The sequence below is a fragment of the Marinifilum flexuosum genome (assembly GCF_003610555.1).
GTDB lineage: Bacteria > Bacteroidota > Bacteroidia > Bacteroidales > Marinifilaceae > Marinifilum > Marinifilum flexuosum.
In genome coordinates, this window is the sequence record NZ_RAPQ01000008.1 from 797806 (window position 1) to 824476 (window position 26671).

General features: G+C 37.0%; 39 protein-coding genes. 37 read left to right on the forward strand and 2 right to left on the reverse strand.

Features of this window, described 5'->3' with window-relative positions:
- The first annotated feature begins 89 nt into the window (after positions 1-89).
- Complete coding sequence (locus tag BXY64_RS03425; protein ID WP_120238555.1) at positions 90-1442, forward strand: gliding motility-associated C-terminal domain-containing protein; 1353 nt, start codon at positions 90-92, stop codon at positions 1440-1442.
- Positions 1443-1652: 210 nt separating this feature from the next.
- Here the strand turns inward: BXY64_RS03425 and BXY64_RS03430 are convergent, their stop codons facing one another.
- On the reverse strand, positions 1653-3809 hold the full coding sequence (locus BXY64_RS03430) for an elongation factor G (protein WP_120238556.1): 2157 nt from the start codon (positions 3807-3809) through the stop codon (positions 1653-1655).
- 409 nt (positions 3810-4218) lie between these two features.
- Between BXY64_RS03430 and rpsL the strand changes: the two genes are divergently transcribed.
- The 34 genes from rpsL (at position 4219) to eno (ending at position 23703) form a co-directional block, all read left to right on the forward strand.
- Positions 4219-4596: a 30S ribosomal protein S12 gene (rpsL, locus tag BXY64_RS03435; protein ID WP_054714004.1), complete on the forward strand. Its 378-nt coding sequence runs from the start codon at positions 4219-4221 to the stop codon at positions 4594-4596.
- 126 nt (positions 4597-4722) lie between these two features.
- The gene (gene rpsG, locus BXY64_RS03440) at positions 4723-5199 is read left to right on the forward strand and encodes a 30S ribosomal protein S7 (RefSeq protein ID WP_120238557.1); all 477 of its coding nucleotides are present in this window, start codon (positions 4723-4725) and stop codon (positions 5197-5199) included.
- A gap of 36 nt (positions 5200-5235) precedes the next feature.
- On the forward strand, positions 5236-7350 hold the full coding sequence (fusA, locus tag BXY64_RS03445) for an elongation factor G (RefSeq protein WP_120238558.1): 2115 nt from the start codon (positions 5236-5238) through the stop codon (positions 7348-7350).
- 28 nt (positions 7351-7378) lie between these two features.
- Entirely contained in the window at positions 7379-7684 is a 306-nt protein-coding gene (gene rpsJ / locus BXY64_RS03450) for a 30S ribosomal protein S10 (protein ID WP_120238559.1), read from the forward strand.
- A 37-nt stretch (positions 7685-7721) separates the two neighbouring features.
- Entirely contained in the window at positions 7722-8339 is a 618-nt protein-coding gene (gene rplC / locus BXY64_RS03455) for a 50S ribosomal protein L3 (RefSeq protein ID WP_120238560.1), read from the forward strand.
- On the forward strand, positions 8339-8971 hold the full coding sequence (gene rplD, locus BXY64_RS03460) for a 50S ribosomal protein L4 (protein WP_120238561.1): 633 nt from the start codon (positions 8339-8341) through the stop codon (positions 8969-8971). Before rplC ends, rplD begins: the two co-directional genes overlap by 1 nt.
- Positions 8972-8981: 10 nt before the next feature.
- Entirely contained in the window at positions 8982-9272 is a 291-nt protein-coding gene (gene rplW, locus BXY64_RS03465) for a 50S ribosomal protein L23 (protein ID WP_120238562.1), read from the forward strand.
- A gap of 7 nt (positions 9273-9279) precedes the next feature.
- Positions 9280-10104, forward strand: coding sequence for a 50S ribosomal protein L2 (gene rplB, locus BXY64_RS03470; protein WP_110361026.1), 825 nt, complete (start codon positions 9280-9282; stop codon positions 10102-10104).
- A 19-nt stretch (positions 10105-10123) separates the two neighbouring features.
- A complete protein-coding gene (gene rpsS, locus BXY64_RS03475; protein WP_110361025.1) occupies positions 10124-10393 on the forward strand; it encodes a 30S ribosomal protein S19 in 270 nt (89 codons plus the stop codon).
- Between the two features lie 37 nt (positions 10394-10430).
- Complete coding sequence (gene rplV, locus BXY64_RS03480; RefSeq protein ID WP_120238563.1) at positions 10431-10844, forward strand: 50S ribosomal protein L22; 414 nt, start codon at positions 10431-10433, stop codon at positions 10842-10844.
- Positions 10845-10849: 5 nt separating this feature from the next.
- A complete protein-coding gene (gene rpsC, locus BXY64_RS03485; protein ID WP_110361023.1) occupies positions 10850-11560 on the forward strand; it encodes a 30S ribosomal protein S3 in 711 nt (236 codons plus the stop codon).
- Positions 11561-11586: 26 nt separating this feature from the next.
- Positions 11587-12018 (forward strand): 50S ribosomal protein L16, encoded by a 432-nt coding sequence (gene rplP, locus BXY64_RS03490; RefSeq protein WP_110361022.1) that lies wholly within the window; start codon positions 11587-11589, stop codon positions 12016-12018.
- Between the two features lie 2 nt (positions 12019-12020).
- A complete protein-coding gene (rpmC, locus tag BXY64_RS03495) occupies positions 12021-12218 on the forward strand; it encodes a 50S ribosomal protein L29 (protein ID WP_054714037.1) in 198 nt (65 codons plus the stop codon).
- A 7-nt stretch (positions 12219-12225) separates the two neighbouring features.
- Complete coding sequence (gene rpsQ / locus BXY64_RS03500; RefSeq protein ID WP_054714042.1) at positions 12226-12480, forward strand: 30S ribosomal protein S17; 255 nt, start codon at positions 12226-12228, stop codon at positions 12478-12480.
- 2 nt (positions 12481-12482) lie between these two features.
- Positions 12483-12848, forward strand: a complete 366-nt coding sequence (gene rplN, locus BXY64_RS03505; RefSeq protein WP_120238564.1) for a 50S ribosomal protein L14 — start codon at positions 12483-12485, stop codon at positions 12846-12848.
- A gap of 19 nt (positions 12849-12867) precedes the next feature.
- Positions 12868-13185 (forward strand): 50S ribosomal protein L24, encoded by a 318-nt coding sequence (rplX, locus tag BXY64_RS03510; RefSeq protein WP_110361020.1) that lies wholly within the window; start codon positions 12868-12870, stop codon positions 13183-13185.
- On the forward strand, positions 13185-13739 hold the full coding sequence (gene rplE / locus BXY64_RS03515) for a 50S ribosomal protein L5 (protein ID WP_120238565.1): 555 nt from the start codon (positions 13185-13187) through the stop codon (positions 13737-13739). Before rplX ends, rplE begins: the two co-directional genes overlap by 1 nt.
- Before the next feature lie 4 nt (positions 13740-13743).
- The gene (gene rpsN, locus BXY64_RS03520) at positions 13744-14013 is read left to right on the forward strand and encodes a 30S ribosomal protein S14 (RefSeq protein ID WP_110361018.1); all 270 of its coding nucleotides are present in this window, start codon (positions 13744-13746) and stop codon (positions 14011-14013) included.
- A 71-nt stretch (positions 14014-14084) separates the two neighbouring features.
- Positions 14085-14480, forward strand: coding sequence for a 30S ribosomal protein S8 (rpsH, locus tag BXY64_RS03525; RefSeq protein ID WP_120238566.1), 396 nt, complete (start codon positions 14085-14087; stop codon positions 14478-14480).
- Positions 14481-14496: 16 nt separating this feature from the next.
- Positions 14497-15051 (forward strand): 50S ribosomal protein L6, encoded by a 555-nt coding sequence (rplF, locus tag BXY64_RS03530; RefSeq protein WP_120238567.1) that lies wholly within the window; start codon positions 14497-14499, stop codon positions 15049-15051.
- An 18-nt stretch (positions 15052-15069) separates the two neighbouring features.
- Positions 15070-15426 carry a 50S ribosomal protein L18 gene (rplR, locus tag BXY64_RS03535; RefSeq protein ID WP_054714065.1) on the forward strand — a complete coding sequence of 119 codons (357 nt, stop codon included), beginning with the start codon at positions 15070-15072 and terminating at the stop codon, positions 15424-15426.
- A 5-nt stretch (positions 15427-15431) separates the two neighbouring features.
- Positions 15432-15944: a 30S ribosomal protein S5 gene (gene rpsE, locus BXY64_RS03540; RefSeq protein ID WP_054714068.1), complete on the forward strand. Its 513-nt coding sequence runs from the start codon at positions 15432-15434 to the stop codon at positions 15942-15944.
- Between the two features lie 10 nt (positions 15945-15954).
- Positions 15955-16131 (forward strand): 50S ribosomal protein L30, encoded by a 177-nt coding sequence (gene rpmD, locus BXY64_RS03545; protein WP_054714072.1) that lies wholly within the window; start codon positions 15955-15957, stop codon positions 16129-16131.
- 29 nt (positions 16132-16160) lie between these two features.
- On the forward strand, positions 16161-16607 hold the full coding sequence (gene rplO / locus BXY64_RS03550; RefSeq protein WP_120238568.1) for a 50S ribosomal protein L15: 447 nt from the start codon (positions 16161-16163) through the stop codon (positions 16605-16607).
- Positions 16608-16615: 8 nt separating this feature from the next.
- Positions 16616-17968: a preprotein translocase subunit SecY gene (gene secY / locus BXY64_RS03555; RefSeq protein ID WP_120238569.1), complete on the forward strand. Its 1353-nt coding sequence runs from the start codon at positions 16616-16618 to the stop codon at positions 17966-17968.
- 21 nt (positions 17969-17989) lie between these two features.
- Complete coding sequence (gene map / locus BXY64_RS03560) at positions 17990-18751, forward strand: type I methionyl aminopeptidase (protein WP_120238570.1); 762 nt, start codon at positions 17990-17992, stop codon at positions 18749-18751.
- Positions 18752-18774: 23 nt separating this feature from the next.
- Positions 18775-18996, forward strand: a complete 222-nt coding sequence (gene infA, locus BXY64_RS03565; RefSeq protein ID WP_054714084.1) for a translation initiation factor IF-1 — start codon at positions 18775-18777, stop codon at positions 18994-18996.
- An 11-nt stretch (positions 18997-19007) separates the two neighbouring features.
- A complete protein-coding gene (ykgO, locus tag BXY64_RS03570) occupies positions 19008-19124 on the forward strand; it encodes a type B 50S ribosomal protein L36 (protein WP_054714088.1) in 117 nt (38 codons plus the stop codon).
- Positions 19125-19160: 36 nt separating this feature from the next.
- Positions 19161-19538 carry a 30S ribosomal protein S13 gene (gene rpsM, locus BXY64_RS03575; RefSeq protein WP_120238571.1) on the forward strand — a complete coding sequence of 126 codons (378 nt, stop codon included), beginning with the start codon at positions 19161-19163 and terminating at the stop codon, positions 19536-19538.
- 10 nt (positions 19539-19548) lie between these two features.
- On the forward strand, positions 19549-19938 hold the full coding sequence (gene rpsK / locus BXY64_RS03580) for a 30S ribosomal protein S11 (RefSeq protein ID WP_110361010.1): 390 nt from the start codon (positions 19549-19551) through the stop codon (positions 19936-19938).
- 143 nt (positions 19939-20081) lie between these two features.
- Positions 20082-20690, forward strand: a complete 609-nt coding sequence (rpsD, locus tag BXY64_RS03585) for a 30S ribosomal protein S4 (RefSeq protein WP_110361009.1) — start codon at positions 20082-20084, stop codon at positions 20688-20690.
- Between the two features lie 21 nt (positions 20691-20711).
- Entirely contained in the window at positions 20712-21704 is a 993-nt protein-coding gene (locus BXY64_RS03590) for a DNA-directed RNA polymerase subunit alpha (protein WP_110361008.1), read from the forward strand.
- 6 nt (positions 21705-21710) lie between these two features.
- Entirely contained in the window at positions 21711-22217 is a 507-nt protein-coding gene (gene rplQ / locus BXY64_RS03595) for a 50S ribosomal protein L17 (RefSeq protein ID WP_110361007.1), read from the forward strand.
- Positions 22218-22419: 202 nt separating this feature from the next.
- On the forward strand, positions 22420-23703 hold the full coding sequence (eno, locus tag BXY64_RS03600) for a phosphopyruvate hydratase (RefSeq protein WP_120238572.1): 1284 nt from the start codon (positions 22420-22422) through the stop codon (positions 23701-23703).
- Between the two features lie 67 nt (positions 23704-23770).
- Here the strand turns inward: eno and BXY64_RS03605 are convergent, their stop codons facing one another.
- Positions 23771-24277, reverse strand: coding sequence for a response regulator (locus tag BXY64_RS03605; RefSeq protein ID WP_170150566.1), 507 nt, complete (start codon positions 24275-24277; stop codon positions 23771-23773).
- Between the two features lie 218 nt (positions 24278-24495).
- Between BXY64_RS03605 and ettA the strand changes: the two genes are divergently transcribed.
- Positions 24496-26184 (forward strand): energy-dependent translational throttle protein EttA, encoded by a 1689-nt coding sequence (ettA, locus tag BXY64_RS03610; protein ID WP_120238574.1) that lies wholly within the window; start codon positions 24496-24498, stop codon positions 26182-26184.
- 80 nt (positions 26185-26264) lie between these two features.
- A complete protein-coding gene (locus BXY64_RS03615) occupies positions 26265-26618 on the forward strand; it encodes a DUF4870 domain-containing protein (RefSeq protein WP_120238575.1) in 354 nt (117 codons plus the stop codon).
- The last annotated feature ends 53 nt before the right edge of the window (positions 26619-26671 follow it).

Here is a 26671-nt window from a genome sequence, read left to right on the forward strand (position 1 = left end):
AATTTAAATACTTATCGGTATTAATTGCTTAATATGGAAAAAACGGCTTAATTTTTTTTAATATTGTAAATCAAGATAAGCTAAATTAAATGTCCCAAATAAAGATGATAATCAAATCCGATTTTAGATATTCCATTAAGTTTCTTTTTGCTTTTGTTGTAATGTTTTCTGCGATTTTAATGGAGAAAGCAAATGCACAGATATCTGCCGGGAAGGCAAGTTATAGAACTCTAACAGAGTATACCAGCACAGCAAACGATTCAGTTTTTGTGTTTTGTGATAATATAGGAACAGGTGTTGGTGAATTGAGAGCTGATTCTCCTGATGGTACAAATGGATGGGCATTTGCCTGGACGAAATGGGATGCCACTGTCAATGATTTTACCATCAATTTGGTTACGGAAGCAAATCAGAGTTTCTCCATATTGTCAAATCTAACAGATGGAAGATATCGGGTAGTAATGTCTAAAAGTGGTGAAACCGATGTTACAAGTATTGCATGGGTTTTAAATAATAGCAATGCAGACCCGGTTCTAACTTTTAGCCGAATGAATTGTGATGGGGTATATTTTGCAGGTTCATTTTCAAAGAAAGATTTGCAATATCAGGATGTTCCAAATGCAACCCAGATAAATGTAAAGGTTGATGATAGAGTGAGATTTTCTCTGCAAAGAAATGGAGAGGAGAAGCAAGGGACTCCATTTGTAGCTTATGACGGATCTGAGAAGGACCTTTTCGATAATGAAGCCTATGAAGGAGATGAAGCTTACCAGTTGGTTGTAACAGATCAATATGGTTGTGAATTTACATCAAGTTCAATAATATCTAATACCTATGTGGTTAAAGCCGATTTTTTTGTTGATCCAAAGAAAGGTGAGGCTGCTCTAAAGGTGAAGTTTACAAATAACTCTATCAACGCTACTGATTATAACTGGTATTTGTATCAGGATCCTGAAAGGGTTCCTGAAGATGTAACTGATGATGAAGATCGTTTATTGACAGATGGTGTTTTAACAACTGAAGATAAAGATCCGTTTGAATTTACTTACAAGCATCCAGGAAAGTATCAAGTCAAATTGATTGTGAAGTCTAATAAAGGACCTGAGGAATGTATTGATGAAATGATGCTAAGTACTCCAATTATGGTCGATACCTCTTTGGTTCAAGTTCCGAATGTATTTACCCCAAATGGCGATGGTAGGAATGACATTTGGAAAGTTAAGACTCAATCCTTGTTTTTGGAAAGCTTTCATGCTATAGTTTTTAACCGATGGGGAAGAGTTCTGTATGAATGGAGAAATCCGGAAGATGGTTGGAATGGAAAAGTAAATGGGAAAATGGCTACACCAGGAACCTATTTTTATGTGATTACGGCTGTAGGAAGAGAAGAACCTCAAAAAAAATATACCAAGAAAGGTTCCTTTATGCTGATAAGGAAATAATAAATACTTGACTTATTAAAAGAAAAGTCTAGACTTGTGATGAAATAGGTATGGGCTTTATTTTTATCTGGTCTTGATGTTTTTCAAAAAGGTCTTGACTTTCTTTTATAAGATCAAGACCTTTTTTATTGTAATATTACATTGAACAATTATTCTAAAAAAAACCGTCTCGGAACTGAGACGGTTTAAGGTATATACTTAAAAATACAATTATGCTTCAGCTGTTTCTTCTTCGTAAGCAGCTAGTAATTCTTCCTGAACATCTCCTGGAACTTTTTCGTAGCCATCAAATTTCATAGAGAATTGAGCACGACCACCAGTTAACGAGCTTAATGAAGTTGAGTAACGATTCATTTCCTTCAATGGAACCTTAGCAAGAATCTTCTGGAATCCTTTTTCAGCTTCCATACCCATAATCATTGCTCTACGAGTTTGAAGATCACTCATTACATCACCCATTCTGTCTTCAGGAACCAAAACTTCAACATCATAAATTGGCTCAAGAATTTTAGGACCAGCATTTTTAAATGCAGTACTAAATGCATGACGACCTGCAAGTTTAAATGAAATTTCATTTGAGTCTACCGCGTGCATTTTACCATCGTAAACCACAACGCGAATATCACGTGCATATGAACCGGTTAATGGACCTTCATCCATTTTTTCCATTACCCCTTTAAGTATGGCAGGTAAGAATCTGGTATCGATAGCTCCACCAACAATACAGTTACAGAAAACTAATTTTCCACCCCAGTCTAGTTCGTGTTCTTCTGTACCTCTTAAATTCACTTTAAGTTCTTTGCCATTTACATTATACATTGTTGGATCTGGCATTCCTTCAGTGTAAGGCTCAATAATTATATGAACTTCACCAAATTGTCCAGACCCCCCTGATTGTTTTTTGTGGCGATAATCTGCCTGAGCAAGTTTGGTAATAGTTTCACGATAAGGAATCTTAGGATCAAGGAATTCAATTTCCATCTTATCATTGTTCAACAATCTCCACCTTAATGTATTCATGTGGAATTCACCTTGTCCGTGAAGTATAATTTGTTTCAACTCTTTTGAATATTCTATAAGAATTGTTGGATCTTCTTCGTGAATACGATGTAACAATTCTCCTAACCTTTCTTCATCACCATCTTCCTTGGCTTTTACAGCAGTTCTATATTTTGGTTCTGGGAATTCAATTTCTTTATATGTGAAATCACAATCCTTACAGTTTAAGGTATGATTGTTTTTAGTGTTTTTCAGTTTTACGGTTGCCCCAATATCACCTGCTACAAGTTCAGAAACTCTTTCGCGATTTCGTCCTGCAACCAAGTATAATTGCGAGAGTCTTTCTTTGGTGCCATTGTTGATATTTGTTAAATCATCACCTTCCTTTACACTACCCGAAATTACTTTAAAATAACTTACCTCACCAATATGTGGTTCCATTGATGTTTTAAATACAAATAGTGAAGTAGGAGCATTAACGTCACATTTAGCTTCTCTTCCACTCACTGTTGGAATAGCAGGCATTTCTGTAACGAATGGAACGATATTGCCAATAAATTCCATTAAACGGCGCACGCCCATGTCTTTTTTAGCTGAAATACAGAATACAGGGAACAGATCACCAGCGATCATTCCTTTTTTCATTCCTTCGCGCATTTCATCTTCGGTAAGAGTTCCCTTATCGAAATACAATTCCATAAGAGCTTCATCATTCTCAGCAGCCGATTCTACAAGTTCATTGTGTAGTTCATCAGCTTTCTCTTTTTCTGAATCAGGAATGTCTAAAATTTGAGGTTCTCCACCTTCAGGACCCCATTGGTACATTTTCATTTTAAGTACATCCACTACGGCGTTAAAGTTTACGCCAACGTTTACGGGAAACTGTACAATCGAAACTTTGCTACCAAAATTAGTCTTTGCTGATTCTATTGATTGTTCAAAATTCGCTTTGTCGTGATCCAATTGATTCACTACAAAGATAAGAGGCGTGTTTAATGCGGCAGCTCTTCTGCCAATAATTTCAGTGCCAACCTCAACGCCATGTTGGGCATTGATAAGCATTAAGCCGGTGTCAGTTACATTTAAAGCAGAAATCACACCACCAGAAAAGTCGTCGGCACCTGGAGTATCAATAAAATTGATTTTCTTTCCTAACCATTCTGTATACAATACCGTTGAGAATACGGAGTTACCATATTCGTGTTCTACATGATTGTAATCAGAAACGGTGTTATTATCTTCCACGTTTCCGCGTCTTGTAATAACACCGCCTTCAAACAACATAGATTCGGCAAGGGTAGTTTTACCCGAGCCGGCGTTGCCAATGAGGGCGATGTTCTTAATTTCGTTTGATTGATACACTTTCATAATTGTATTTTTTTGGGTTTATATAAAATAAGTATCAAAAGCCGGGTGTTAGGTTAGTGCCCGGCTTTAGGTTTTAAGGCTTACCAAATTAATTAACTTTTTAATAAGATACAATATGCATTAGATCAATTTGTGGAAAATAATTGACTTGCAGGAATTTTGGTTGTATTTTTGTCTTTATCCCGCTATTTTTCTATGGTATGTAGAGTTGAGTCGGAACTTATTTAAAATCAGATGATTTTTTTATTTGATCACTATTTGACTTTTAAAAGGGTTTTCTTACCTTTGTGCGCTGATTTCAAGGGGATTTTTGCAAAAATCAACATAACGATTGTTGTTTTTAGTAAATAAATAATACCTTTGCAAACCAATTTGTTAAAATATATTTAATTAAAAAGTAATTGTTAATATGCCTACAATTCAACAGTTAGTTCGAAAAGGAAGAACCAAGCTTCAAGAGAAGAGCAAGGCTCCAGCGTTGGATTCTTGTCCTCAAAGAAGAGGGGTTTGCGTGCGTGTGTATACCACTACACCTAAGAAGCCTAACTCAGCAATGCGTAAAGTTGCTCGTGTTAGATTGACTAACGGAAAAGAAGTGAATGCTTACATTCCAGGTGAAGGTCACAATTTGCAAGAGCACTCTATCGTATTGATTAGAGGTGGTCGTGTGAAAGATCTTCCAGGGGTAAGATATCACCTTGTTCGTGGTGCTCTTGATGCTTCAGGGGTAGAAGGTCGTATGCAGCGTCGTTCTAAGTATGGTACTAAGAGACCAAAGAAAAAGTAAAACCTAGTTTGTAACTGTAGGAGTTATAGTTTATGTGTTGTTCCCACTTGGTTGAGTAAATAGTCGTGAGATTATTGAAGACGCACTTGGGCAGCTGACATACGAATAGCTCGTAAACTAAAAGAAATGAGAAAATCAAGACCTAAAAAGAGAATCTTGTTGCCGGATCCAAAATTTAATGATGTTTTGGTTACGAGATTTGTGAATGACTTGATGATGGACGGTAAGAAGAATCTTGCGTTCAAAATTTTCTACGATTCATTAGAGATCGTTAAGTCGAAAACTGAAAAGCTTGAAAAATCTCCACTTGAGATTTGGAAAAAAGCTTTAGAGAACATTACTCCAGCTGTAGAGGTTAAGTCTCGCCGTGTTGGTGGTGCTACCTTCCAGGTTCCAATGGAAATTCGTCCAGAAAGAAAAGTTTCTATTTCTATTAAGAATATGATTCTTTTTGCTCGTAAGAGATCTGGTAAGTCTATGGCTGAAAAATTGTCAGCAGAAATCGTCGCTGCTTTCAATGAAGAAGGTGGAGCTTTCAAGAAGAAAGAAGATACTCACAGAATGGCTGAAGCTAACCGTGCTTTCGCTCACTTTAGATTTTAATAGAATTGTTTAAGCAATTTGTAGAGGACAAAGAAAATGGCTAAGAGAGATTTAAATTTTACCAGAAACATTGGTATCATGGCACACATCGACGCCGGTAAAACAACAACTACCGAGCGTATCTTGTATTATACAGGTGTGTCTCACAAGATTGGTGAGGTTCACGATGGTGCAGCTACAATGGACTGGATGGAGCAAGAGCAGGAAAGAGGTATTACTATTACATCTGCAGCTACTACTTGTTTTTGGAACTATGACAGCAAGAAGTATCAAATCAACATTATTGATACCCCGGGTCACGTTGACTTTACAGTAGAGGTAGAGCGTTCGTTACGTGTTCTTGATGGTGCAGTTGCATGTTTTTGTGCAGTAGGTGGTGTTGAAGCGCAGTCTGAAACAGTTTGGAGACAGGCTGATAAATATAGAGTTCCTCGTATGGGTTTTGTGAATAAGATGGACCGTTCTGGTGCTGACTTTTTCAAAGCTGTACGTGAGGTTAAAGAAAAATTAGGAGCTAATCCTATTCCAATTCAAATTCCAATCGGGTCGGAAGAGAGCTTTAGAGGTGTAATCGATTTGATTACTATGAAAGCTATCGTTTGGTACGATGATGAGAATGGTACAAATTACACTTTGGAAGATATTCCAGATCACTTGGTTGCTGATGCAAATGAGTGGAGAGAGAAATTGGTAGAGGCAGTTGCAGAAAACGACGAAGAGTTATTGGAGAGATTCTTTGAGGATCCAGATTCAATTACTGAAGAGGAAATGTATGCTGTTATTCGTAAAGCTACTATCTCTATGGATATTGTTCCTATGCTTTGTGGTTCTGCATTTAAGAATAAAGGTGTTCAGCGTTTATTGGATGCAATTATTACTTACATGCCATCTCCACTTGATGTAGAGGCAATTGTTGGTACTGTTCCAGGAACTGACGAAGAAGTTGTTCGTAAGCCGGATGTTGAGGAGCCATTGGCTGCTTTGGCATTTAAAATTGCTACTGACCCATTCGTAGGTCGTTTAGCATTTACTCGTGTTTACTCAGGATCTATCGAGGCAGGATCATATGTATTTAATACAAGATCAGGAAACAAAGAGCGTATTTCTCGTTTGTACCAAATGCACTCAAATAAACAGAATGCTATCGAAATGGTAGAAGCTGGTGATATTTGTGCTTGTGTTGGGTTTAAAGATATTCGTACTGGTGATACTCTTTGTCAGAAAGAATCTCCAATCGAGTTAGAATCAATGGATTTTCCAGATCCAGTAATCGGTATCGCTGTTGAGCCATTGACTCAGAAGGATGTTGATAAATTGGGTATGGCTCTTGGTAAATTGGCTGAAGAGGATCCAACTTTCCAGGTTAAAACTGACGAAGATTCAGGTCAAACAGTAATTTCAGGTATGGGTGAGCTTCACTTAGATATCATTATTGACCGTTTGAAGCGTGAATTTAAAGTTGAGTGTAATCAGGGAGCACCTCAGGTTGCTTACAAGGAAGCTATCAAAGGTTCTGTTGAACACCGTCAGGTATTCAAAAAGCAGTCTGGTGGACGTGGTAAGTTTGCAGATATTCAATTCCGTTTGATGCCAGTTGATGCAGATTTCGAAGGTGAAGGATTGCAGTTTGTTGATCAGATTAAAGGTGGTAATATTCCTAAGGAATTTGTTCCTTCTGTTCAGAAAGGTTTCACTGATGCAATGAAAAATGGTGTGTTGGCAGGTTACACTGTAGATACATTAAAAGTTGAGTTGTTTGACGGATCTTTCCACCCGGTTGACTCGGATCAATTATCATTTGAGATGGCTGCTAAGCAAGGTTTCAAAGAAGCTTGTGCTAAGGCAAATCCGGTTCTTCTTGAGCCTATCATGAAGATGGAAGTTATTACTCCTGAAGAGTATATGGGTGATATCATCGGTGACTTGAATAAGCGTCGTGGTCAGGTTGAAGGAATGGAATCTAAGCACGGAGCTCGTGTTGTGAATGCTAAAGTACCTTTGGCAGAGCAATTCGGTTATGTAACTGTGTTGAGAACCTTGTCTTCAGGTCGTGCAAACTCTTCTATGGAATTCTCACACTTCGAAGAAGTGCCTAAAGGTATTGCTAAAGAGGTTGTTGAGAATGCCAAGGGTAAAGTTGAATTATTATAATTATATCATCGTATAATATCTAAATAAGATGAGCCAAAAAATTAGAATTAAACTGAAATCTTACGATTACAACTTGGTTGATAAGTCGGCTGAGAAAATCGTAAAGACAGTTAAGGCTACAGGTGCTGTTGTTAGCGGTCCAATTCCACTTCCAACTCACAAAAGAATTTTTACTGTTCTTCGTTCTACTTTCGTGAACAAGAAATCAAGAGAACAGTTTCAACTTTCTTCTTTCAAGCGTTTGATTGATATTTACAGTTCTACTGCAAATACAATTGATGCTTTGATGAAGCTAGAGTTGCCTAGCGGTGTAGAAGTTGAAATTAAAGTTTGATAATCTAGTAAGATTTATTTTTAAAAAGTAAAGAGAAATGCCAGGATTAATTGGAAAAAAAATCGGAATGACTTCCGTTTACAGTGCCGAGGGAAAAAATATTCCATGCACTGTCATTGAGGCAGGTCCATGTGTTGTAACTCAAATTAAGACTATTGAGTCTGATGGTTACGAAGCACTTCAGTTGGCTTTTGATGAAAAGAAAGAAAAGCGAACAACTAAGGCGCTAGATGGGCACTTTAAAAAGGCAAACACAACTCCTAAGAAAAAACTTGTAGAGTTTTCAAATTTTGAAAACGAATACCAGTTAGGAGACATTATCGACGTTGAATTATTCGAAGGCACTCCATATGTGGATGTTAGCGGAGTTTCAAAAGGTAAAGGTTTCCAAGGGGTAGTAAAACGTCATGGTTTTGGCGGAGTAGGTGGCGCGACACACGGTCAGCATAACCGTTTACGTGCACCTGGTTCTATTGGTGCTGCATCTTACCCAGCTCGCGTATTTAAAGGCATGAGAATGGCCGGACGTACAGGTGGGGATAACGTGAAGGTTCAAAATCTTCAAGTACTTAAGGTTATTAAAGAGAATAACCTATTGTTAGTTAAAGGATCTCTTCCAGGGTCTAAAGGTTCATACGTAATTATTGAGAAGTAATGGAATTAGCGATTTTAAACACAGCTGGAGAAGATACTGGTAGAAAAATTGAATTGAATGATTCAGTTTTTGGCATCGAACCAAATGAGCATGCTATTTACCTAGACGTTAAACAATTTTTGGCGAACCAACGTCAGGGAACTCACAAAGCGAAAGAAAGAGCTGAGATTTCTGGTAGTACTGCCAAAATTAAGAAACAAAAAGGTACTGGTACAGCACGTGCTGGTAGCATTAAGTCACCTATCTTCAGAGGAGGTGGACGTGTATTCGGTCCTCGTCCAAGAAACTACGGTTTCAAATTGAATAAAAAACTGAAGCAGTTGGCTCGTAAATCTGCTTTAACGATCAAAGCTCAAAACGATGCTTTAATGGTAGTTGAAGACTTCAATTTCGAAGCTCCTAAGACAAAAGAATTTGTTAATATTCAGAATAGCTTAAAAGTAGCTGATAAAAAAGTGCTTTTAGTTTTATCTGAAGATAATAAAAACATATATTTGTCTTCTCGTAATTTGAAGAATGTTAACGTTGTTCGTGTTTCTGACCTTGCAACTTATGACATTATGAAAGCTTCAACTTTGGTGTTTGTAGAAAGTTCTGTAAAAGGACTTGATGAAATGTTTAAACTAAACTAAGTTTAAAAAAATGGATATTTTAATTAAGCCAATCGTTACTGAGAAAATGACTGAGCAAAGCGAAAAATTCAATCGCTTTGGTTTTGTTGTTAATCGTAGAGCGACAAAGATCGATATTAAGGCAGCAGTAGAATCAATGTACAATGTTAAAGTGGCATCTGTTAATACCATGAATTATCAGGGTAAAAAGAAAAGCCGTTTTACAAAAGCAGGTGCTATTGAGGGAAGAACTGCGTCTTTTAAAAAGGCGATCGTTACTTTAGTTGAAGGTGATAATATAGATTTTTATAGCAATATTTAATTAGAAAATGGCTGTACGTAAATTAAAACCTGTAACTCCTGGTCAAAGAAATAAGATTCTAAATACCTTTGAGCAGGTAACTACAGACAAACCTGAGAAATCATTGTTAAGACCAATGAAGAAAACCGGTGGTAGAAATAACACTGGTAAGATGACAATGAGATATATAGGTGGTGGTCACAAGAGAAGATATCGAGTTATTGATTTCAAAAGAGACAAGGACAATGTTCCTGCAAAAGTTGTTTCGATTGAGTACGATCCAAACCGTACTGCACGCATTGCATTGCTTGTGTATGCTGACGGTGAGAAACGTTACATCATCGCTCCAAACGGACTTGAGGTAGGACAAACTTTGCTTTCTGGAGAAAAAGTAGCTCCTGAAATCGGAAACTCAATGCCATTATCTGATATCCCATTAGGTACAATAATTCATAATATTGAATTAAGACCCTCTCAAGGTGCTGTGATGGCTCGTAGCGCTGGTGCATATGCTCAACTTGTTTCAAGAGAAGGCAAATATGCAATGATCAAATTACCTTCTGGAGAAGTTAGAATGATCCTAGTAACTTGTAAAGCAACTATCGGTACTGTTTCAAATACTGACCATGCGTTGGAAAGAAGCGGTAAAGCTGGTCGTACTCGTTGGTTAGGTAGAAGACCTCGTGTTCGTGGTGTGGTAATGAATCCAGTTGATCACCCAATGGGTGGTGGTGAAGGTAAATCTTCAGGTGGACATCCACGTTCTAGAACCGGTGTATTAGCTAAAGGGTTCAAAACTCGAGCTAAGAAAAACGCTTCTAATAAGTATATTGTAGAAAGAAGGAAAAAGTAATTTGATTAATTAGATTGTTATGAGTCGTTCATTAAAAAAAGGCCCTTTTATCGATTTCAAATTGGAGAAACGAGTATTGGAGCAAAATGAGTCAGGAAAAAAATCTGTGATTAAAACCTGGTCAAGACGTTCTATGATCTCTCCGGATTTCGTAGGTCACACAGTTGCCGTTCACAACGGAAACAAATTCATTCCAGTTTATGTTACTGAAAATATGGTAGGTCATAAATTAGGTGAATTTGCGCCAACTCGTACTTTTAGAGGTCACGCTGACAAGAAGAAAAAATAGCGTGAAGCGTTTTAATTAACATTTTGAATTTGTAAAAATGGGTGCAAGAAAAAGAATAAGAGCAAACCAAATAAAGGAGGAAAAAAAGAGCAAAGCATTTGCTAGCTTGAAAAATGTTCCTACTTCGCCTCGCAAAATGAGACTTGTTGCCGATATGGTAAGAGGTATGGAGGTGAACCGAGCTTTAGATGTACTTCGTTTCAGTCCGAAAGAAGCATCGATTCGCGTAGAAAAACTATTGCTTTCTGCGATTGCCAACTGGCAAGCAAAGAACGAAGGTCAAAGAATTGAGGAAAATGAATTATACATCAAAGAAATTTGTGTTGATTCAGCAAGAATCCTTAAGCGTCTAAGACCAGCTCCACAAGGGAGAGCACATAGAATTAGAAAAAGATCAAATCATGTAACTATATTGTTGGATAGCAAAACTACCAATAATACAAAAGAATAGTTAGAATGGGACAAAAAGTAAATCCAATTGGAAATAGACTAGGAATCATCAGAGGATGGGATTCTAACTGGTTTGGCGGAAAAAACTACGGCGATAAGCTTGTTGAAGATACCAAAATTAGAAAGTACCTAAATGCTCGTTTAGCTAAAGCAAGTATTTCTAAGATCATTATCGAAAGAACTCTTAAATTAATCACTATCACTATCAACACTGCACGTCCTGGTATCATTATCGGGAAGGGTGGTCAAGAAGTTGACAAGTTGAAAGAAGAGTTAAAGAAGATTACAGACAAAGAAGTACAAATTAATATCTTCGAAATTAAACGTCCAGAGATGGATGCTGTAATCGTTGCTAATAACATCGCTCGTCAGATTGAAGGCCGTATCGCCTACAGAAGAGCAATTAAGATGGCTATTGCTTCTACTATGAGAATGGGTGCTGAAGGAATCAAAATTCAGATTTCTGGCCGTTTAAATGGAGCGGAAATGGCACGTTCTGAAATGTATAAAGAAGGACGTACCCCACTTCATACCTTAAGAGCTGATATCGATTATTGTCAAGCTGAAGCTTTAACTACTTACGGTTTGATCGGTATCAAAGTTTGGATCTGTAAAGGTGAAGTTTACGGAAAACGTGATCTAACACCAAACGCTGGCATGAAAGATAGCCGTGGTCCAAAAGGAAAAGGTGGTTTTAATAGAAGAAAAAAGAAGTAGTCTTTAAATTTTAAAGAATTAGTACGATGTTACAACCAAAAAGGACAAAATTTAGAAGACAACAAAAGGGAAGAATGAAAGGTAACGCAGGTCGCGGTACTGAATTAGCATTCGGATCTTTTGGGATCAAGTCACTTGAAGAAAAGTGGATTACTGGTCGTCAAATTGAAGCTGCTCGTGTGGCAGTAACCCGATATATGCAGAGACAAGGTCAAATCTGGATTCGTATTTTCCCAGATAAGCCAATCACTAAGAAGCCTGCAGAGGTACGTATGGGTAAGGGTAAGGGTTCTCCAGAAGGATTCGTTGCTCCTGTTTCACCAGGAAGAATGTTATTCGAATGTGAGGGTGTTCCTTACGAAGTAGCTAAAGAGGCATTGCGTCTTGCAGCTCAAAAATTACCTGTTACTACAAAGTTTGTCGTAAGACGTGATTATGTTGAAAGTTCAAATGATTAATCATGAAGAATTCAGAAATTAAAGAGTTAACAACACAGGAAATAGTAGAAAAGTTGGATGCCGAAAGAGCATCATTAACTCGCTTCAGACTAAATCACGCTATTTCACCTTTGGAAAATCCTTTGCAAATTAAGGAAACGAGACGCAACATTGCCAAATTAATGACAGAGTTACGTCAGAGACAATTAACTGAAAAGTAAAAAAGTGATGGAAAGAAATCTTAGAAAAGAGCGTATCGGGGTTGTGGTTAGCAACAAAATGGAAAAATCCATTACTGTTGCAGTTCACACAAAGGAAAAACACCCGATTTACGGTAAATTTGTGAACAAAACCAAAAAATTCACTGCTCACGATGAGGAAAACACCTGTAATGAAGGTGATACCGTAAAAATCATGGAAACCCGACCTTTAAGTAAAAATAAGAGTTGGAGATTAGTGGAAATTATTGAAAGAGCTAAGTAATCATGATACAAACAGAAAGTAGACTATTAGTAGCTGATAACAGTGGAGCAAAGGAAGTACTTTGTATCCGCGTGTTAGGCGGTACCAAAAAACGTTATGCTTCAATTGGAGATAAAATTGTGGTTACCGTGAAGAACGCTATCGCCGGTTCCGATATGAAAAAAGGAACAGTAACAAAAGCAGTTGTTGTTCGCACCAAAAAAGAGATTAGAAGACAAGACGGATCTTATATTCGCTTCGATGATAACGCATGTGTTTTGTTGAACACTGCTGGTGAAATGAGAGGAACCCGTATTTTTGGACCTGTTGCAAGAGAGTTACGTGAAACTGATATGAAGATCGTTTCTTTAGCACCAGAAGTTTTATAATCTTTGTAAACCTAGAACAATGAAGTTACATATTAAAAAGGGTGATACCGTTATTGTAAACGCTGGGGAATCAAAAGGACAGGAAGGTAAAGTATTAGAAGTTCTTGTTGACAAGCAACGTGCGATCGTTGAAGGTGTTAACATGATTTCTAAACACACCAAGCCAAACGCTGAGAATCCTCAAGGTGGTATCGTTAAAAAAGAAGCCTCAATTCACATTTCAAACTTAAATGTGAAAGATCCTTCAACAGGAAAAGCTACCCGTATTGGTAGAAAAGAGGGCGACAACAATAAATTAGTTAGATACTCTAAAAAGTCAGGGGAGGAGATTAAGTAATGAGCTATACACCGACTCTTAAAAAACAGTATGCAGAAGAAATCATTCCTGCTTTAATGAAGGAATTCGATTACAAAACTGTAATGCAAGCACCTAAATTAACGAAGATAGTAATTAACCAAGGTGTTGGTTCGGCGATTGCTGATAAAAAAATACTTGAATTCTCTGTAAACGAGCTTACTGCAATTACTGGTCAGAAAGCTGTTCAGACTTTGTCTTCTAAGGATATCTCGAACTTTAAGTTACGTAAAGGTATGCCAATTGGTACTACTGTAACTTTACGTCGTGAGCGTATGTACGAATTTCTTGAAAAATTAGTTCGTGTAGCTTTACCACGTATCCGTGACTTTAAAGGTATCAAGAGTAAATTAGACGGTAGAGGTAACTATACTTTAGGTATCGAAGAACAAATCATTTTCCCTGAGATTGTTTTGGATAACGTAAACAAAATCATGGGTATGAACATTACCTTCGTTACTACTGCGAATACCGACGAAGAAGCTTATGCTCTTTTGAAGGAATTTGGATTACCATTTAAAAATCTAAAAAAATAAGACGATGGCTAAAGAATCAATGAAAGCTCGCGAAGTTAAGCGTCAGAAACTAGTTGAAAAATACGCTGCTAAAAGAGCTAAACTTAAAGAGGAAGGCGATTACATCGCTCTTAGTCGTTTGCCAAAAAACTCTTCACCTGTTCGTTTGCACAACAGATGTAAGTTAACCGGTCGTCCGAAAGGTTATATGAGACAATTCGGAGTTAGTCGTATCACTTTCCGTGAAATGGCTTCAGCTGGTTTAATCCCAGGTGTAAAGAAGGCAAGTTGGTAATCAAAATTTTGTTTATCAGAATTTTTTAAATATTGTCCCGAGAAATCGGGATCAATTTAATTTTTTATTATATGACAGATCCAATAGCAGATTTTCTTACACGTTTAAGAAATGCGATCTTGGCAAATCACAAAGTTGTTGAGGTGCCGGCATCGAACGTGAAAAAAGAAATGACAAAGATTCTTAAGGATAAAGGTTATATCCTTAACTACAAATTTGTAGACGATGGACTTCAAGGAGTAATTAAAATTGCTTTGAAATACCATCCAGAAACCAAAATTCCAGCAATCAAAGATCTTAAGCGTGTTTCAAAGCCAGGTTTAAGAAAATATTGTGGAGCTTTAGAATTACCTCGCGTACTTAACGGTTTGGGAATTGCGATTCTTTCTACTTCTCAGGGAGTTATGACTGACAAGGAAGCTCGTCAGAAGCATGTTGGTGGTGAAATATTGTGTTACGTTTATTAATTAAGGAGGATTAGAAATGTCACGAATTGGAAAATTACCTATCAATTTGCCTGCCGGAGTAAGCGTAACGGTAAATAAAGATAATTCAGTAGTTGTTAAAGGACCTAAAGGTGAATTAACACAACAAATTGATGCCGAAATCAAAGTTTCTGTAGAAGAAGGTAAAATCGTTCTTGAACGTCCTTCTGACCAGAAAAGACACAAAGCAATGCACGGTTTATATCGTTCATTGATGAATAACATGGTTATCGGTGTTACTGAAGGTTATAAGATTGAGCAAGAATTAGTGGGTGTAGGTTACCGTGCAACTTCAAAAGGTCAACTTTTGGAATTAGCTTTAGGTTACTCTCACTTGATCCACATGGAAATTGCTCCTGAGGTTAAAGTAACTGCTGTTACCGAAAAGCGTGCTAACCCAATTATCACTCTTGAGAGTTGCGATAAGCACCTTGTAGGGCAGGTAGCTGCTAAAATCAGATCATTCAGAAAACCTGAGCCATATAAAGGTAAAGGTATTAAATTTGTTGGAGAACAGCTTAGAAGAAAAGCTGGTAAATCTGCAGGTAAATAATTTCTAAAACAGTAAATTATGGCTTTAACTAAGCAAGAAAGAAGACTAAGAATTAAAAGAAGAATTCGTAAGTCTGTTTCTGGAACTGCTGAAAGACCAAGAATGTCAGTTTTTCGTTCAAATAAGCAGATTTCAGTACAATTGATCGACGATCTTTCAGGAAAAACTTTATTAGCGACTAGTTCACTAATTAAGGAAATCGCTGAAAAATCAGTAAATAAAATTGAACAAGCTGAACTAGTAGGACAAGCAATTGCTGAAAAAGCAACTGCTGCAGGTATCTCTAGTGTTGTTTTCGATAGAAATGGTTACTTATACCATGGTAGAGTTAAATCATTAGCGGACGCTGCTCGTAAAGGTGGCCTTAAATTTTAATAATTATGGCAGATATCAAAAACGTTAAGACCAGCGACGCAGAATTGAAAGACAGACTGGTTGCTATTAATCGTGTTACTAAAGTAACAAAAGGTGGTAGAACTTTTAGTTTCTCTGCAATTGTTGTTGTAGGAAACGAGAATGGATTAGTAGGATGGGGACTTGGTAAAGCAAACGAGGTTACCACTGCTATTGCAAAAGGAGTAGAAGCAGCTAAGAAAAATTTGATTAAAGTACCTGTTTACAAAGGAACTATTCCTCACGAACAATTATCTAGATATGGCGGAGCACAGGTTTTCATTAAGCCTGCTTCTCACGGTACCGGGGTTAAAGCCGGTGGTGCGATGCGTGCCGTATTAGAGAGTGTTGGGGTAACCGACGTACTTGCTAAATCAAAAGGTTCATCAAACCCTCACAACCTTGTAAAAGCTACTTTCAATGCACTAGCTGAATTGAGAGATGCTCATACTGTTGCTGAGCACAGAGGTGTTTCATTAGATAAAGTGTTTAACGGATAATTTAAGGAAAATGGCTAAGATTAAAATTACTCAAATCAAGAGCAAAATCGGTAGTACCGATCGCCAGAAAAAAACCTTGGAAGCATTAGGTTTGAATAAAATCAATGCTACTGTTGAACATGAAGCTACACCTCAAATTAAAGGTATGGTGGCTAAAGTACAACACTTGGTTTCCGTAGAAGAATAATCATTGTAAATATTTAGTAATAAATAGATATGGACTTAAGTAACTTAAAACCCGCTGCAGGATCGATTAAATCTAACAAGAGAATCGGTCGCGGTCAAGGATCAGGTAGAGGCGGTACCTCAACAAGAGGACATAAAGGTGCGAAGTCAAGATCTGGATACTCTAAAAAAGTTGGTTTCGAAGGGGGTCAAATGCCTTTGCAACGAAGAGTTCCTAAGTTTGGATTTAAGAACATCAACAGAAAAGAATATAAAGCTATTAATGTTGAAGTTTTACAAGCCTTAGCAGAAAAGAATAACATTACAGTTATTGACGTAGAAGTTTTAGTAAATGCTGGTTTAGCATCAAAGAACGATAACGTAAAGATTTTAGGTAATGGTACAATTACTGCTAAGTTAGAAGTAAAAGCTCATGCATTCTCGAAATCTGCTCAAGCAGCGATTGAAGCAGTAGAAGGAACAGTTGTTAAATTGTAAGATTAAATATGAAAGGTTTAATAGAAACATTGAAGAACATCTGGAAGATTGAAGATTTAAGATCTCGTATCTTAACTACAATTGGTCTTCTTTTAGTGTACCGTTTAGGTGCTAAGGTGGTTTTGCCAGGTATTGACCCGGCACATTTGGACGCGTTAAAATCTCAAACAGCGGATGGGGTTTTAGGATTGTTGAACATGTTTTCGGGAGGTGCGTTTGCTAACGCCTCGATATTTGCTCTCGGTATCATGCCATACATTTCTGCCTCAATTGTAATCCAATTAATGGGAATTGCGGTTCCTTATTTCCAAAGATTACAACGTGAAGGAGAAAGTGGACGTAGAAAAATCAATCAGATCACACGTTACCTAACCGTTATTATCCTTGTTCTTCAAGCGCCAGGATATTTATTAAACTTACATACAACATTGCCTGAAGCAGCCTTTATTTTAAAAGGTACATTCTTTACGGTATCTTCTGTGGTAATTCTTGCTGCAGGATCAATGTTCATTATGTGGTTGGGTGAAAAAATTACTGATAAAGGAATCGGTAATGGTATCTCAATTATCATCATGATCGGTATTATTGCAAGATTACCATTCTCGTTCATTGCTGAATTGGGATCAAGAATTGAAGGACACGGCGGTGGTTTAATCGTTTTGGTTCTTGAAATTGTTGTACTATTCATCATTTTTGCACTAACAATTTTGTTGGTACAAGGAACAAGAAAGATACCTGTACAATATGCTAAAAGAATCGTTGGTAACAAACAATACGGAGGAGTTCGTCAGTACATTCCTTTAAAAGTGAATGCAGCTGGGGTAATGCCGATCATTTTTGCTCAGGCAATTATGTTTCTGCCAATGGCAGCGGTAAGCTATGGTAGCTCTGATGGTTCAGGTTGGTTAACCAGCGTAGCTGCAGCTTTATCAAATTTTACTGGATTTTATTACAATGCACTGTTCTTTGTAATGATCGTTTTATTCACATACTTCTATACTGCAATTACAGTAAATCCTACGCAAATGGCTGAGGATATGAAGAAAAATGGTGGTTTTATTCCAGGTATTAAACCAGGAAAGAAAACTATAGATTTTCTTGATACTGTAATGTCACGTATTACTTTACCTGGATCAATCTTTTTAGGTTTAGTAGCAATCTTACCTGCTTTTGCAATGATTGCTGGAGTGAATAACGAGTTTGCACAATTTTACGGTGGTACTTCATTGTTGATTTTGGTTGGTGTAGTGCTTGATACTCTACAGCAAATTGAGTCTCACTTATTAATGCGTCATTACGACGGATTGATGAAGTCTGGTAGAATAAAAGGTAAAACTCCTGGAGGAGCTGCTGCTTATTAAAATATTTTTGCTTTCTTTGCAGTGATTTTTTATAAGACAGAGGAAGAAATAGACTTAATGTCTAAAAGTAATAATCTGGTGGCTAGGACCTTAGGTGAGATATCTAAGGCCATAGCTCCAGGTATTTCGACCTTATGCTTAGATAAAATTGCAGAGGAGTACATAAGAGACAATGGTGCAAAGCCTGCGTTTCTTGGTTACGATGGATTCCCAAACACCCTGTGTATTTCAATTAATAATCAGGTTGTTCATGGAGTTCCATCTTCCTATGAGTTGAAAGAAGGCGATATTGTATCCTGTGATTGTGGTGTTTTGTTGAATGGCTTTTATGGCGATTCGGCATACACTTTTTCTGTTGGAACAGTGAAGCCGGAAGTTCAACAATTGTTGAAGGTTACCAAAGAAGCTCTTTATAAAGGAATAGAAAAAGCTGTCGAAGGTAATCATCTAAGAGATATCGGTTTTGCCATTCAAAAGCATGCTGAGAAGAATGATTACTCGGTTGTTCGAGAAATGGTAGGGCACGGAATAGGAAAAAGTCTTCATGAAGATCCTCAGGTTCCGAATTATGGAAGACAAGGACGAGGATTAAAATTGAGAGACGGATTAGTACTTGCAATTGAACCCATGATAAATCTTGGTAAGCGAGATATTTATCAGGAAGATGATGGATGGACAATTGTAACGGCCGATGGACAAGCATCCGCACATTTCGAACATACAATTGTTGTTCGTAAGGGAAAGGCTCAAATCCTGTCCGGTTTTGAATTTATTGAAGAATAAAACTAATAAAATATAAAGAGCTTATGGCTAAACAGCCTTCAATAGAACAAGACGGTACTATTACCGAAGCATTATCAAATGCTATGTTTCGTGTAGAACTTGAAAACGGTCATGTGATTACAGCGCACATTTCCGGTAAAATGAGAATGCACTACATTAAGATCTTACCAGGTGATAAAGTGAAAGTAGAAATGTCACCATACGATCTTACTAAAGGGCGCATTACTTTTAGATACAAAAATTAAACTCGATAAAAATGAAAGTAAGAGCATCTGTAAAGAAACGTTCTGAAGATTGTAAAATCGTAAGAAGAAAAGGACGTTTGTATGTGATTAATAAAAAGAATCCTAAGTTCAAGCAACGTCAGGGATAATTTGATTAATTTTATAATAAGATAAATATTTAATTTATGGCTAGAATTGTTGGAGTTGATCTGCCTCAAAACAAAAGAGGTGTAATTAGCTTGACTTATATCTTCGGTATTGGTCGTAGCGCCGCTTGTCAGATTTTGGACGAAGCTGGTGTAGCGTATGATACTAAGGTAAAAGACTGGACAGATGAAGAATCTGCTAAGATTCGTCAGGCGATTAATGCAAGCTTTAAGGTTGAAGGGGAGTTGCGTTCTTTAACTCAACTGAATATTAAGCGTTTGATGGATATTGGTTGTTATCGTGGTGTTCGTCACCGTATTGGTTTACCATTGCGTGGACAAAAAACCAAAAACAACTCACGTACCAGAAAAGGTAAAAGAAAAACAGTTGCAAACAAAAAGAAAGCGACTAAATAATTGTTAAGTTATGGCAAAGAAGTCAACATCAGTAAAGAAAAAAGTTGTGAAGATTGAGGCTGTAGGTCAGGCTCATATCCATTCATCGTTTAACAATATTATCATCTCTTTAACCAATAATAACGGACAAGTTATTTCATGGTCTTCAGCTGGTAAAATGGGCTTTAGAGGTTCTAAAAAGAACACTCCTTACGCTGCTCAGCAAGCTGCAACAGATTGTGGAAAAGTAGCTCACGATTTAGGGTTGAGAAAAGTAAAAGTATTTGTTAAAGGTCCAGGTAACGGACGTGAATCTGCAATTCGTGCAATCAATGCATGTGGAATTGATATTTCTGAAATTGTAGATGTTACACCACTTCCACACAACGGATGTCGTCCTCCTAAGAGACGTAGAGTTTAATAAGTATAAGGTTTAATAAAAAATGCAAGCTAGGTGTTTGAACTATTTTTTTTGAATCCTCTCAAAAAAAAACGCGGCACTTTTGTAGTTGAAACCGAGTAAGCAAAGTTTCTTTTATTAGAAAAATTTAAATTTTAAATAACATGGCTAGATATATAGGACCAAAGTCAAAAATTGCTAGAAAATTTGGTGAGCCAATTTTTGGACCTGATAAAGCATTTGAAAATAAAAATTACCCTCCAGGACAGCACGGTAACAGCCGTCGTAGAAAAAAGATGTCTGAGTACGGGGTACAATTGAAAGAAAAGCAAAAAGCGAAATACACTTACGGTGTATTGGAGAAACAATTCTCGAACTTATTTAAAAAGGCCGCAAGAAGTAAAGGTATTACCGGTGAAGTTTTGTTACAACTTCTTGAATGTCGTTTAGATAATGTAGTTTACAGATTAGGTGTTGCTCCAACAAGATCAGCTGCACGTCAGTTGGTTAGCCATAAGCACGTAACAGTAAACGGACAGATCTGTAACATTCCTTCTTACTCGGTAAAAACCGGAGATATTATTGGAATTCGTGAAAAATCGAAATCTTTAGAAGTTATTACCGATTCTTTATCAACTGCCAGATATAACCAAGCATCTTGGTTGGAATGGGATCAAACCTCTCTTAGCGGTAAGTTTCTTAACGTACCTGAAAGAACAGAAATTCCTGAAAATATCAAGGAACAGTTAATCGTTGAATTGTATTCTAAGTAATAAATAGTTAATAAGTAATTTATGGCAATTTTAGCTTTCCAAAAACCGGACAAAGTTATCATGCTCGACGCAGACGATAGATTCGGAAAATTCGAATTTCGTCCATTAGAGCCTGGATATGGTATTACAATAGGTAACGCATTAAGAAGAATTCTTCTTTCTTCTCTTGAGGGTTTCGCTATTACAACTATCAAGATTCAGGGAGTTGACCATGAGTTTTCAACTATTCCAGGAGTTATCGAAGATGTAACTGAGATGGTCCTGAACTTGAAGCAGGTACGGTTTAAACAAAGAGTTGAGGAAGTGGACAATGAATTGGTAACTGTTACCATTTCAGATCAGGAAACTTTTACAGCAGGCGATATTAACAAGTTCCTTACCGGTTTCGAAGTGTTAAATCCGGAGCTTGTAATTTGCAGAATGGATAGCTCTGCTAAATTGCAGTTAGATTTAACTATTAATAAAGGTCGAGGTTATGTACCTTCTGTTGAGAACAAACCTGTTGATGCTGAATTTGGTGTAATTCCAATCGACTCTATTTACACTCCTATTAAGAATGTAAAATACGAAGTTGAAAACTACCGTGTAGAACAGAAAACTGACTACGAAAAGTTAATTTTCGAGATTACTACCGATGGTTCTATTCACCCTAAGGATGCGTTGAAAGAAGCTGCTAAAATTCTTATTTATCACTTCATGCTATTCTCAGATGAAAAGATCACTCTTGATTCTGATGAGAAATTTGCAAACGAAGAGTTTGATGAAGAGGTATTACACATGCGTCAGTTATTGAAGACCAAATTGGTTGACATGGATCTTTCAGTTCGTGCTTTGAACTGTTTGAAAGCTGCCGACGTTGATACTTTAGGAGACTTAGTACAGTACAACAGAAACGATCTTCTTAAATTTAGAAACTTTGGTAAGAAATCTCTAACCGAATTAGATGATCTATTAGTATCATTGAATCTTACTTTCGGTATGGATATTTCTAAGTACAAATTAGATAAGGAATAAGGTAAAATGAGACATAGAAAGAAATTTAATCACTTAGGAAGAAAGACAGCTCATAGAAAAGCTATGCTTGCAAATATGGCTTCTTCCTTGATTTTGCATAAAAGAATCTCAACTACTACTGCTAAAGCTAAAGCTTTAAAAATGTATGTTGAGCCATTGATCACCAAAAGTAAAAACGATACTACTCACTCAAGACGTATTGTATTTAGCTACTTAAAACAAAAAGAAGCTGTTACTGAATTGTTCAGAGAAGTATCTCCAAAAATTACTAACAGAAACGGTGGATATACTAGAATTTTAAAAACTGGTAACCGTTTAGGTGATAATGCTGAGATGTGTATTGTAGAATTAGTTGATTTCAACGAAACTTACACAACTGAGAAGAAAGCAGAAGCTAAAAAGTCTACTAGAAGAAGACGTGGTGGAAAATCTGCTGCTAAGGCAGAAGAAACTGCGGTTGAAGCTAAGGCTGAAGAGGCTACTGAACCAAAAGAAGAAAAGGGAGAAGAATAGTCTACCTTTAAATAATACTAAAGGGATAAAGTTTGGCTTTATCCCTTTTTTAATGCCCTAAAGATTTTTGTAACGTTTGCGTAGATTCTTGGTATGTTTTATATGCAAAAACCATTATAATTTGCTTGAAAATGTCGAAATTTAGGGTTGAAAATTAAGAAGTTAAAATTATTTGCTATTATAATTATTTAATACGTAAGTTATGTCTGAAATTGTAAAGATTCACGGTCGTGAGATTCTAGACTCACGTGGAAACCCAACTATCGAAGTAGAAGTAACTCTTGCAAGTGGCGTTATGGGACGTGCTGGTGTTCCTTCAGGAGCTTCAACTGGTGAAAATGAAGCATTAGAGCTTCGTGATGGTGATAAAGCTCGTTACTTAGGTAAAGGTGTTTTAAAAGCTGTTGAAAACGTAAACACTGTTATTTCTGAAGCTTTAGTAGGAATGGATGCTACTGATCAGGTTGCTATCGATACTGCAATGTTAGAGCTAGACGGAACTAAAACTAAGTCGAAATTAGGTGCTAACGCTATGTTAGGTGTTTCTTTGGCTGTTGCTAAAGCTGCTGCTGATTATTCAGGTATGCCTTTGTATCGTTACATTGGTGGTACTAACGCTAACGTACTTCCTGTTCCAATGATGAACATCATCAATGGTGGATCTCACTCTGATGCTACTATCGCATTTCAGGAGTTCATGATTCGTCCTATTGGTGCTCCTTCATTCCGCGAAGCTTTAAGAATGGGTGCTGAAGTATTCCACGCTCTTGCTAAAGTTTTAAAAGGAAAAGGTCTTTCTACTGCTGTAGGTGACGAAGGTGGTTTCGCTCCAATGTTAGGTGGTACTGAAGAGGCTATCGAGTGCATTCTTACTGCTATTAAAAACGCAGGTTACAAGCCAGGTCGTAAAGAAGATGGTGGTGATGTTTCTATCGCTATGGACTGTGCTGCTTCTGAATTCTTCAAAGATGGTGTATATGATTATAGCATTTTTGAGCCAAACGGAGCTAAAAGAAATTCTGAAGAACAAGCTGCTTACCTAGCTGAGTTGATCGCTAAGTACCCAATCGATTCTATCGAGGACGGTATGGACGAAGGTGACTGGAACGGATGGGTTGCTTTGAACGCTAAGATCGGTGATAAGTGTCAGATCGTAGGTGACGATTTATTCGTAACTAACGTTGATTACTTAGCAAAAGGTATCGAGTTGAAAGCTGCAAACTCAATCTTGATTAAAGTAAACCAGATTGGTACTTTAACTGAGACTTTGAATGCAATTGAAATGGCTCACCGTGCAGGTTATACTTCAGTAACTTCTCACCGTTCAGGTGAAACTGAAGATGCTACTATTGCTGATATCGCAGTAGCAACTAACTCTGGTCAGATCAAAACTGGTTCATTGAGCCGTTCAGATCGTATGGCTAAGTACAACCAATTACTTCGTATCGAAGAAGAATTGGGAGCTAACGCTAAATTCGGATGCTAATCCAATTAAGTATATATAAAAAAAGGGATCCAATTGGATCCCTTTTTTTATTTCAAATATTTAGAGTTTAAACATACTCTTGAATTAGCTCATAAATGGTCTTGCATTGGAATGGTTTCGACAAATATACATCCATTCCTATTTCTACCGATATATCCTTATCATCAGAATAATAATTGGCAGTAAAGGCAATTATCGGAGTTGGTCTTTCAACTTCTCGGTCTTCCTCAATTTTTCGAATCCGTAAAGAAGCTTCAATACCACCCATAATAGGCATCTGCAAATCCATTAGGATAATGTCGTATTCTTCTTCCTTAAATTTTTCTACGGCCTGCTTTCCGTTTTCAGCAATATCAACTCTACCTACCTTGTTTTTCAAATATACCTCAAGAGTTTTTCTATTGCTTGGCTGATCTTCAACCAACAAAACTTTTACATCTTTAATGTCTTTATCAGTTTTGTTAGGATGAGTTTTAACGATTTGAATCGATTCGATACTCTCTTCCCAATATATCTTCCTTTTAGTCTCAATGCCTATTTCTTCAAGCAGTGCAGCTAGTCTTTCATTTACCATTTTTTGCATATCATATATCCCAATGATTAATATTTAAAAATAGAAAAATTAATGTACAATTAAAAAATAGTTCTCTTAAATTAATCAACATAAAACACTTTTGTTTTCTGTATTAATTCTTAATGTATTGCATGCTAATCAATTTAAATCATGATAAACTACAAGCAATTTTTCTATTTTTGCATTGATTGAATTAGATAAATTAAAAACATACGATAATGTCAGACGATAAGAAGATTATATTTTCGATGATGGGGGTAAGTAAAATTTTCCCTCCTCAGAAAAAAGTATTGAATAACATCAACCTATCATTCTTTTATGGTGCCAAAATTGGAATCATTGGTTTGAATGGTTCTGGTAAATCTACTCTGTTAAAAATTATTGCAGGATTAGAAAAATCATTCGATGGACATGTGGTTTGGCCGAAAGAGCACACTATTGGATATTTGGAGCAGGAACCTCAGTTAGATGACAACAAAACTGTTAAAGAAATTGTTCAGGAAGGTGTGCAGGAAATTGTTCAGGTATTAGCCGACTATGAAGCTGTGAATTTAAAATTTGCTGAACCGGAAGTATTAGAAGATCCTGATAAAATGCAGGCTGTTATGGACGAGCAAGCTGTTCTACAGGAAAAGATTGATCGATTTGATGCCTGGAACCTGGATACAAAATTGGAACGTGCAATGGATGCGCTTCGTTGCCCCGATGGTGAAGCTTTAGTAAAGCATTTATCAGGAGGTGAGCGCAGACGTGTTGCATTGTGTCGATTATTGCTGCAGGAACCGGATATTTTATTGTTGGATGAGCCTACCAACCACTTGGATGCCGAATCGGTACAGTGGTTAGAGCAGCATCTTCATAAGTATGCTGGTACGGTAATTTGTATTACTCACGACCGTTACTTTCTGGATAATGTTGCAGGCTGGATTCTTGAGTTGGATAGAGGAGAAGGAATTCCTTGGAAAGGGAACTATACTTCTTGGTTGGATCAGAAATCGAAACGATTGGCCCAGGAGGAAAAAGTGGCTAGTAAAAGAAGAAAAACTCTTGAGCGTGAGTTGGAATGGGTTAACATGGCTCCTAAAGCTCGTCAGGCAAAGAATAAGGCTCGTTTGAAAGCTTACGATACTTTGATGAACCAGGATGTAAAACAAAAGGAAGAGAAATTGGAAATTTTTATTCCTAATGGTCCACGATTGGGTAATAAAGTGATTCATGCCAAAGAGGTTTCGAAAGGATTCGAAAACAAATTGCTATTTGAAAATTTAGAATTCGAGTTACCACCAGCAGGAATTGTTGGAGTGATTGGTCCTAATGGTGCGGGTAAAACTACATTGTTTCGTATGATTATGGACTTGGAGCAACCAAACAAAGGTACTTTTGAAGTTGGAGAAACGGTAAAGGTGGGATATGTAGATCAGCAACATGCCGATATCGATCCGGAAAAAACCGTTTACGAAGTAATTTCGGGTGGAGGAGACTTGATTTCTGTTGGTGGAAGACAGTTGAATGCACGCGCATACGTAAGCCGTTTTAATTTCTCGGGTGCCGATCAGGAAAAGAAATGTGGAGTTTTATCGGGTGGTGAAAGAAATCGCTTGCACTTGGCATTAACTTTAAAGGAAGAAGCCAATGTTCTTTTATTGGATGAGCCTACCAATGATATTGATGTAAATACACTTCGAGCATTAGAGGAAGGTTTAGAAAGTTTTGCTGGCTGTGCGGTTGTGATTTCTCACGACCGTTGGTTCCTGGATCGTGTTGCAACTCACATTTTGGCATTTGAAGGTAATTCTGAGGTGCACTATTTTGAAGGAAGCTATTCCGATTATGAAATCAATCGCAAAAAACGTTTGGGCGACGAAGGTCCTAAGCGCATTCGATATAAAAAATTAATTGCAGATTAAGCAGAAGAGGGAAGATTAAAAAAATGAATCTTCCCTTATTTTTTGTAACTTAAGCTTATATTATTCTTAATAAAAATATCATGAGCGAATTTGCAACACCTAGCGAAGAAAGAAATTGGGCGATGTTTTGTCATCTATCCGCATTTTCTGGATTAATTATTCCTTTCGGTAATATTATTGGGCCACTAGTTCTTTGGTCGATGAAAAAAGAGCATTCAGCTTTGGTTGATCGAGAAGGGAAAAAGGCCTTGAATTTTCAGATTTCGATGAGTATTTACATTTTTGTTTCTGCATTTTTGGTAATCATTGGAATTGGCATATTGTTACTAATTGCACTTGGGTTAATAAATCTTATTTTTGTGGTGATGGCGGTTGTGAAAACGCTTAATGGCGAGGATTACCAATATCCGCTCAGTATAAAAATATTAAATTGACAAATGAAACGAACATGTAATTTTTAAGATTAAAATTACTTGAGAGTTCCATG

Excerpts from the sequence above, each read along its gene's own strand:
- BXY64_RS03425 (WP_120238555.1), top strand. The coding sequence starts at position 90 with ATGTCCCAAATAAAGATGATAATCAAATCCGATTTTAGATATTCCATT.
- BXY64_RS03430 (WP_120238556.1), bottom strand. The coding sequence starts at position 3,809 with ATGAAAGTGTATCAATCAAACGAAATTAAGAACATCGCCCTCATTGGC.
- rpsL (WP_054714004.1), top strand. The coding sequence starts at position 4,219 with ATGCCTACAATTCAACAGTTAGTTCGAAAAGGAAGAACCAAGCTTCAA.
- rpsG (WP_120238557.1), top strand. The coding sequence starts at position 4,723 with ATGAGAAAATCAAGACCTAAAAAGAGAATCTTGTTGCCGGATCCAAAA.
- fusA (WP_120238558.1), top strand. The coding sequence starts at position 5,236 with ATGGCTAAGAGAGATTTAAATTTTACCAGAAACATTGGTATCATGGCA.
- rpsJ (WP_120238559.1), top strand. The coding sequence starts at position 7,379 with ATGAGCCAAAAAATTAGAATTAAACTGAAATCTTACGATTACAACTTG.
- rplC (WP_120238560.1), top strand. The coding sequence starts at position 7,722 with ATGCCAGGATTAATTGGAAAAAAAATCGGAATGACTTCCGTTTACAGT.
- rplD (WP_120238561.1), top strand. The coding sequence starts at position 8,339 with ATGGAATTAGCGATTTTAAACACAGCTGGAGAAGATACTGGTAGAAAA.
- rplW (WP_120238562.1), top strand. The coding sequence starts at position 8,982 with ATGGATATTTTAATTAAGCCAATCGTTACTGAGAAAATGACTGAGCAA.
- rplB (WP_110361026.1), top strand. The coding sequence starts at position 9,280 with ATGGCTGTACGTAAATTAAAACCTGTAACTCCTGGTCAAAGAAATAAG.
- rpsS (WP_110361025.1), top strand. The coding sequence starts at position 10,124 with ATGAGTCGTTCATTAAAAAAAGGCCCTTTTATCGATTTCAAATTGGAG.
- rplV (WP_120238563.1), top strand. The coding sequence starts at position 10,431 with ATGGGTGCAAGAAAAAGAATAAGAGCAAACCAAATAAAGGAGGAAAAA.
- rpsC (WP_110361023.1), top strand. The coding sequence starts at position 10,850 with ATGGGACAAAAAGTAAATCCAATTGGAAATAGACTAGGAATCATCAGA.
- rplP (WP_110361022.1), top strand. The coding sequence starts at position 11,587 with ATGTTACAACCAAAAAGGACAAAATTTAGAAGACAACAAAAGGGAAGA.
- rpmC (WP_054714037.1), top strand. The coding sequence starts at position 12,021 with ATGAAGAATTCAGAAATTAAAGAGTTAACAACACAGGAAATAGTAGAA.
- rpsQ (WP_054714042.1), top strand. The coding sequence starts at position 12,226 with ATGGAAAGAAATCTTAGAAAAGAGCGTATCGGGGTTGTGGTTAGCAAC.
- rplN (WP_120238564.1), top strand. The coding sequence starts at position 12,483 with ATGATACAAACAGAAAGTAGACTATTAGTAGCTGATAACAGTGGAGCA.
- rplX (WP_110361020.1), top strand. The coding sequence starts at position 12,868 with ATGAAGTTACATATTAAAAAGGGTGATACCGTTATTGTAAACGCTGGG.
- rplE (WP_120238565.1), top strand. The coding sequence starts at position 13,185 with ATGAGCTATACACCGACTCTTAAAAAACAGTATGCAGAAGAAATCATT.
- rpsN (WP_110361018.1), top strand. The coding sequence starts at position 13,744 with ATGGCTAAAGAATCAATGAAAGCTCGCGAAGTTAAGCGTCAGAAACTA.
- rpsH (WP_120238566.1), top strand. The coding sequence starts at position 14,085 with ATGACAGATCCAATAGCAGATTTTCTTACACGTTTAAGAAATGCGATC.
- rplF (WP_120238567.1), top strand. The coding sequence starts at position 14,497 with ATGTCACGAATTGGAAAATTACCTATCAATTTGCCTGCCGGAGTAAGC.
- rplR (WP_054714065.1), top strand. The coding sequence starts at position 15,070 with ATGGCTTTAACTAAGCAAGAAAGAAGACTAAGAATTAAAAGAAGAATT.
- rpsE (WP_054714068.1), top strand. The coding sequence starts at position 15,432 with ATGGCAGATATCAAAAACGTTAAGACCAGCGACGCAGAATTGAAAGAC.
- rpmD (WP_054714072.1), top strand. The coding sequence starts at position 15,955 with ATGGCTAAGATTAAAATTACTCAAATCAAGAGCAAAATCGGTAGTACC.
- rplO (WP_120238568.1), top strand. The coding sequence starts at position 16,161 with ATGGACTTAAGTAACTTAAAACCCGCTGCAGGATCGATTAAATCTAAC.
- secY (WP_120238569.1), top strand. The coding sequence starts at position 16,616 with ATGAAAGGTTTAATAGAAACATTGAAGAACATCTGGAAGATTGAAGAT.
- infA (WP_054714084.1), top strand. The coding sequence starts at position 18,775 with ATGGCTAAACAGCCTTCAATAGAACAAGACGGTACTATTACCGAAGCA.
- ykgO (WP_054714088.1), top strand. The coding sequence starts at position 19,008 with ATGAAAGTAAGAGCATCTGTAAAGAAACGTTCTGAAGATTGTAAAATC.
- rpsM (WP_120238571.1), top strand. The coding sequence starts at position 19,161 with ATGGCTAGAATTGTTGGAGTTGATCTGCCTCAAAACAAAAGAGGTGTA.
- rpsK (WP_110361010.1), top strand. The coding sequence starts at position 19,549 with ATGGCAAAGAAGTCAACATCAGTAAAGAAAAAAGTTGTGAAGATTGAG.
- rpsD (WP_110361009.1), top strand. The coding sequence starts at position 20,082 with ATGGCTAGATATATAGGACCAAAGTCAAAAATTGCTAGAAAATTTGGT.
- BXY64_RS03590 (WP_110361008.1), top strand. The coding sequence starts at position 20,712 with ATGGCAATTTTAGCTTTCCAAAAACCGGACAAAGTTATCATGCTCGAC.
- rplQ (WP_110361007.1), top strand. The coding sequence starts at position 21,711 with ATGAGACATAGAAAGAAATTTAATCACTTAGGAAGAAAGACAGCTCAT.
- eno (WP_120238572.1), top strand. The coding sequence starts at position 22,420 with ATGTCTGAAATTGTAAAGATTCACGGTCGTGAGATTCTAGACTCACGT.
- BXY64_RS03605 (WP_170150566.1), bottom strand. The coding sequence starts at position 24,277 with ATGGTAAATGAAAGACTAGCTGCACTGCTTGAAGAAATAGGCATTGAG.
- ettA (WP_120238574.1), top strand. The coding sequence starts at position 24,496 with ATGTCAGACGATAAGAAGATTATATTTTCGATGATGGGGGTAAGTAAA.
- BXY64_RS03615 (WP_120238575.1), top strand. The coding sequence starts at position 26,265 with ATGAGCGAATTTGCAACACCTAGCGAAGAAAGAAATTGGGCGATGTTT.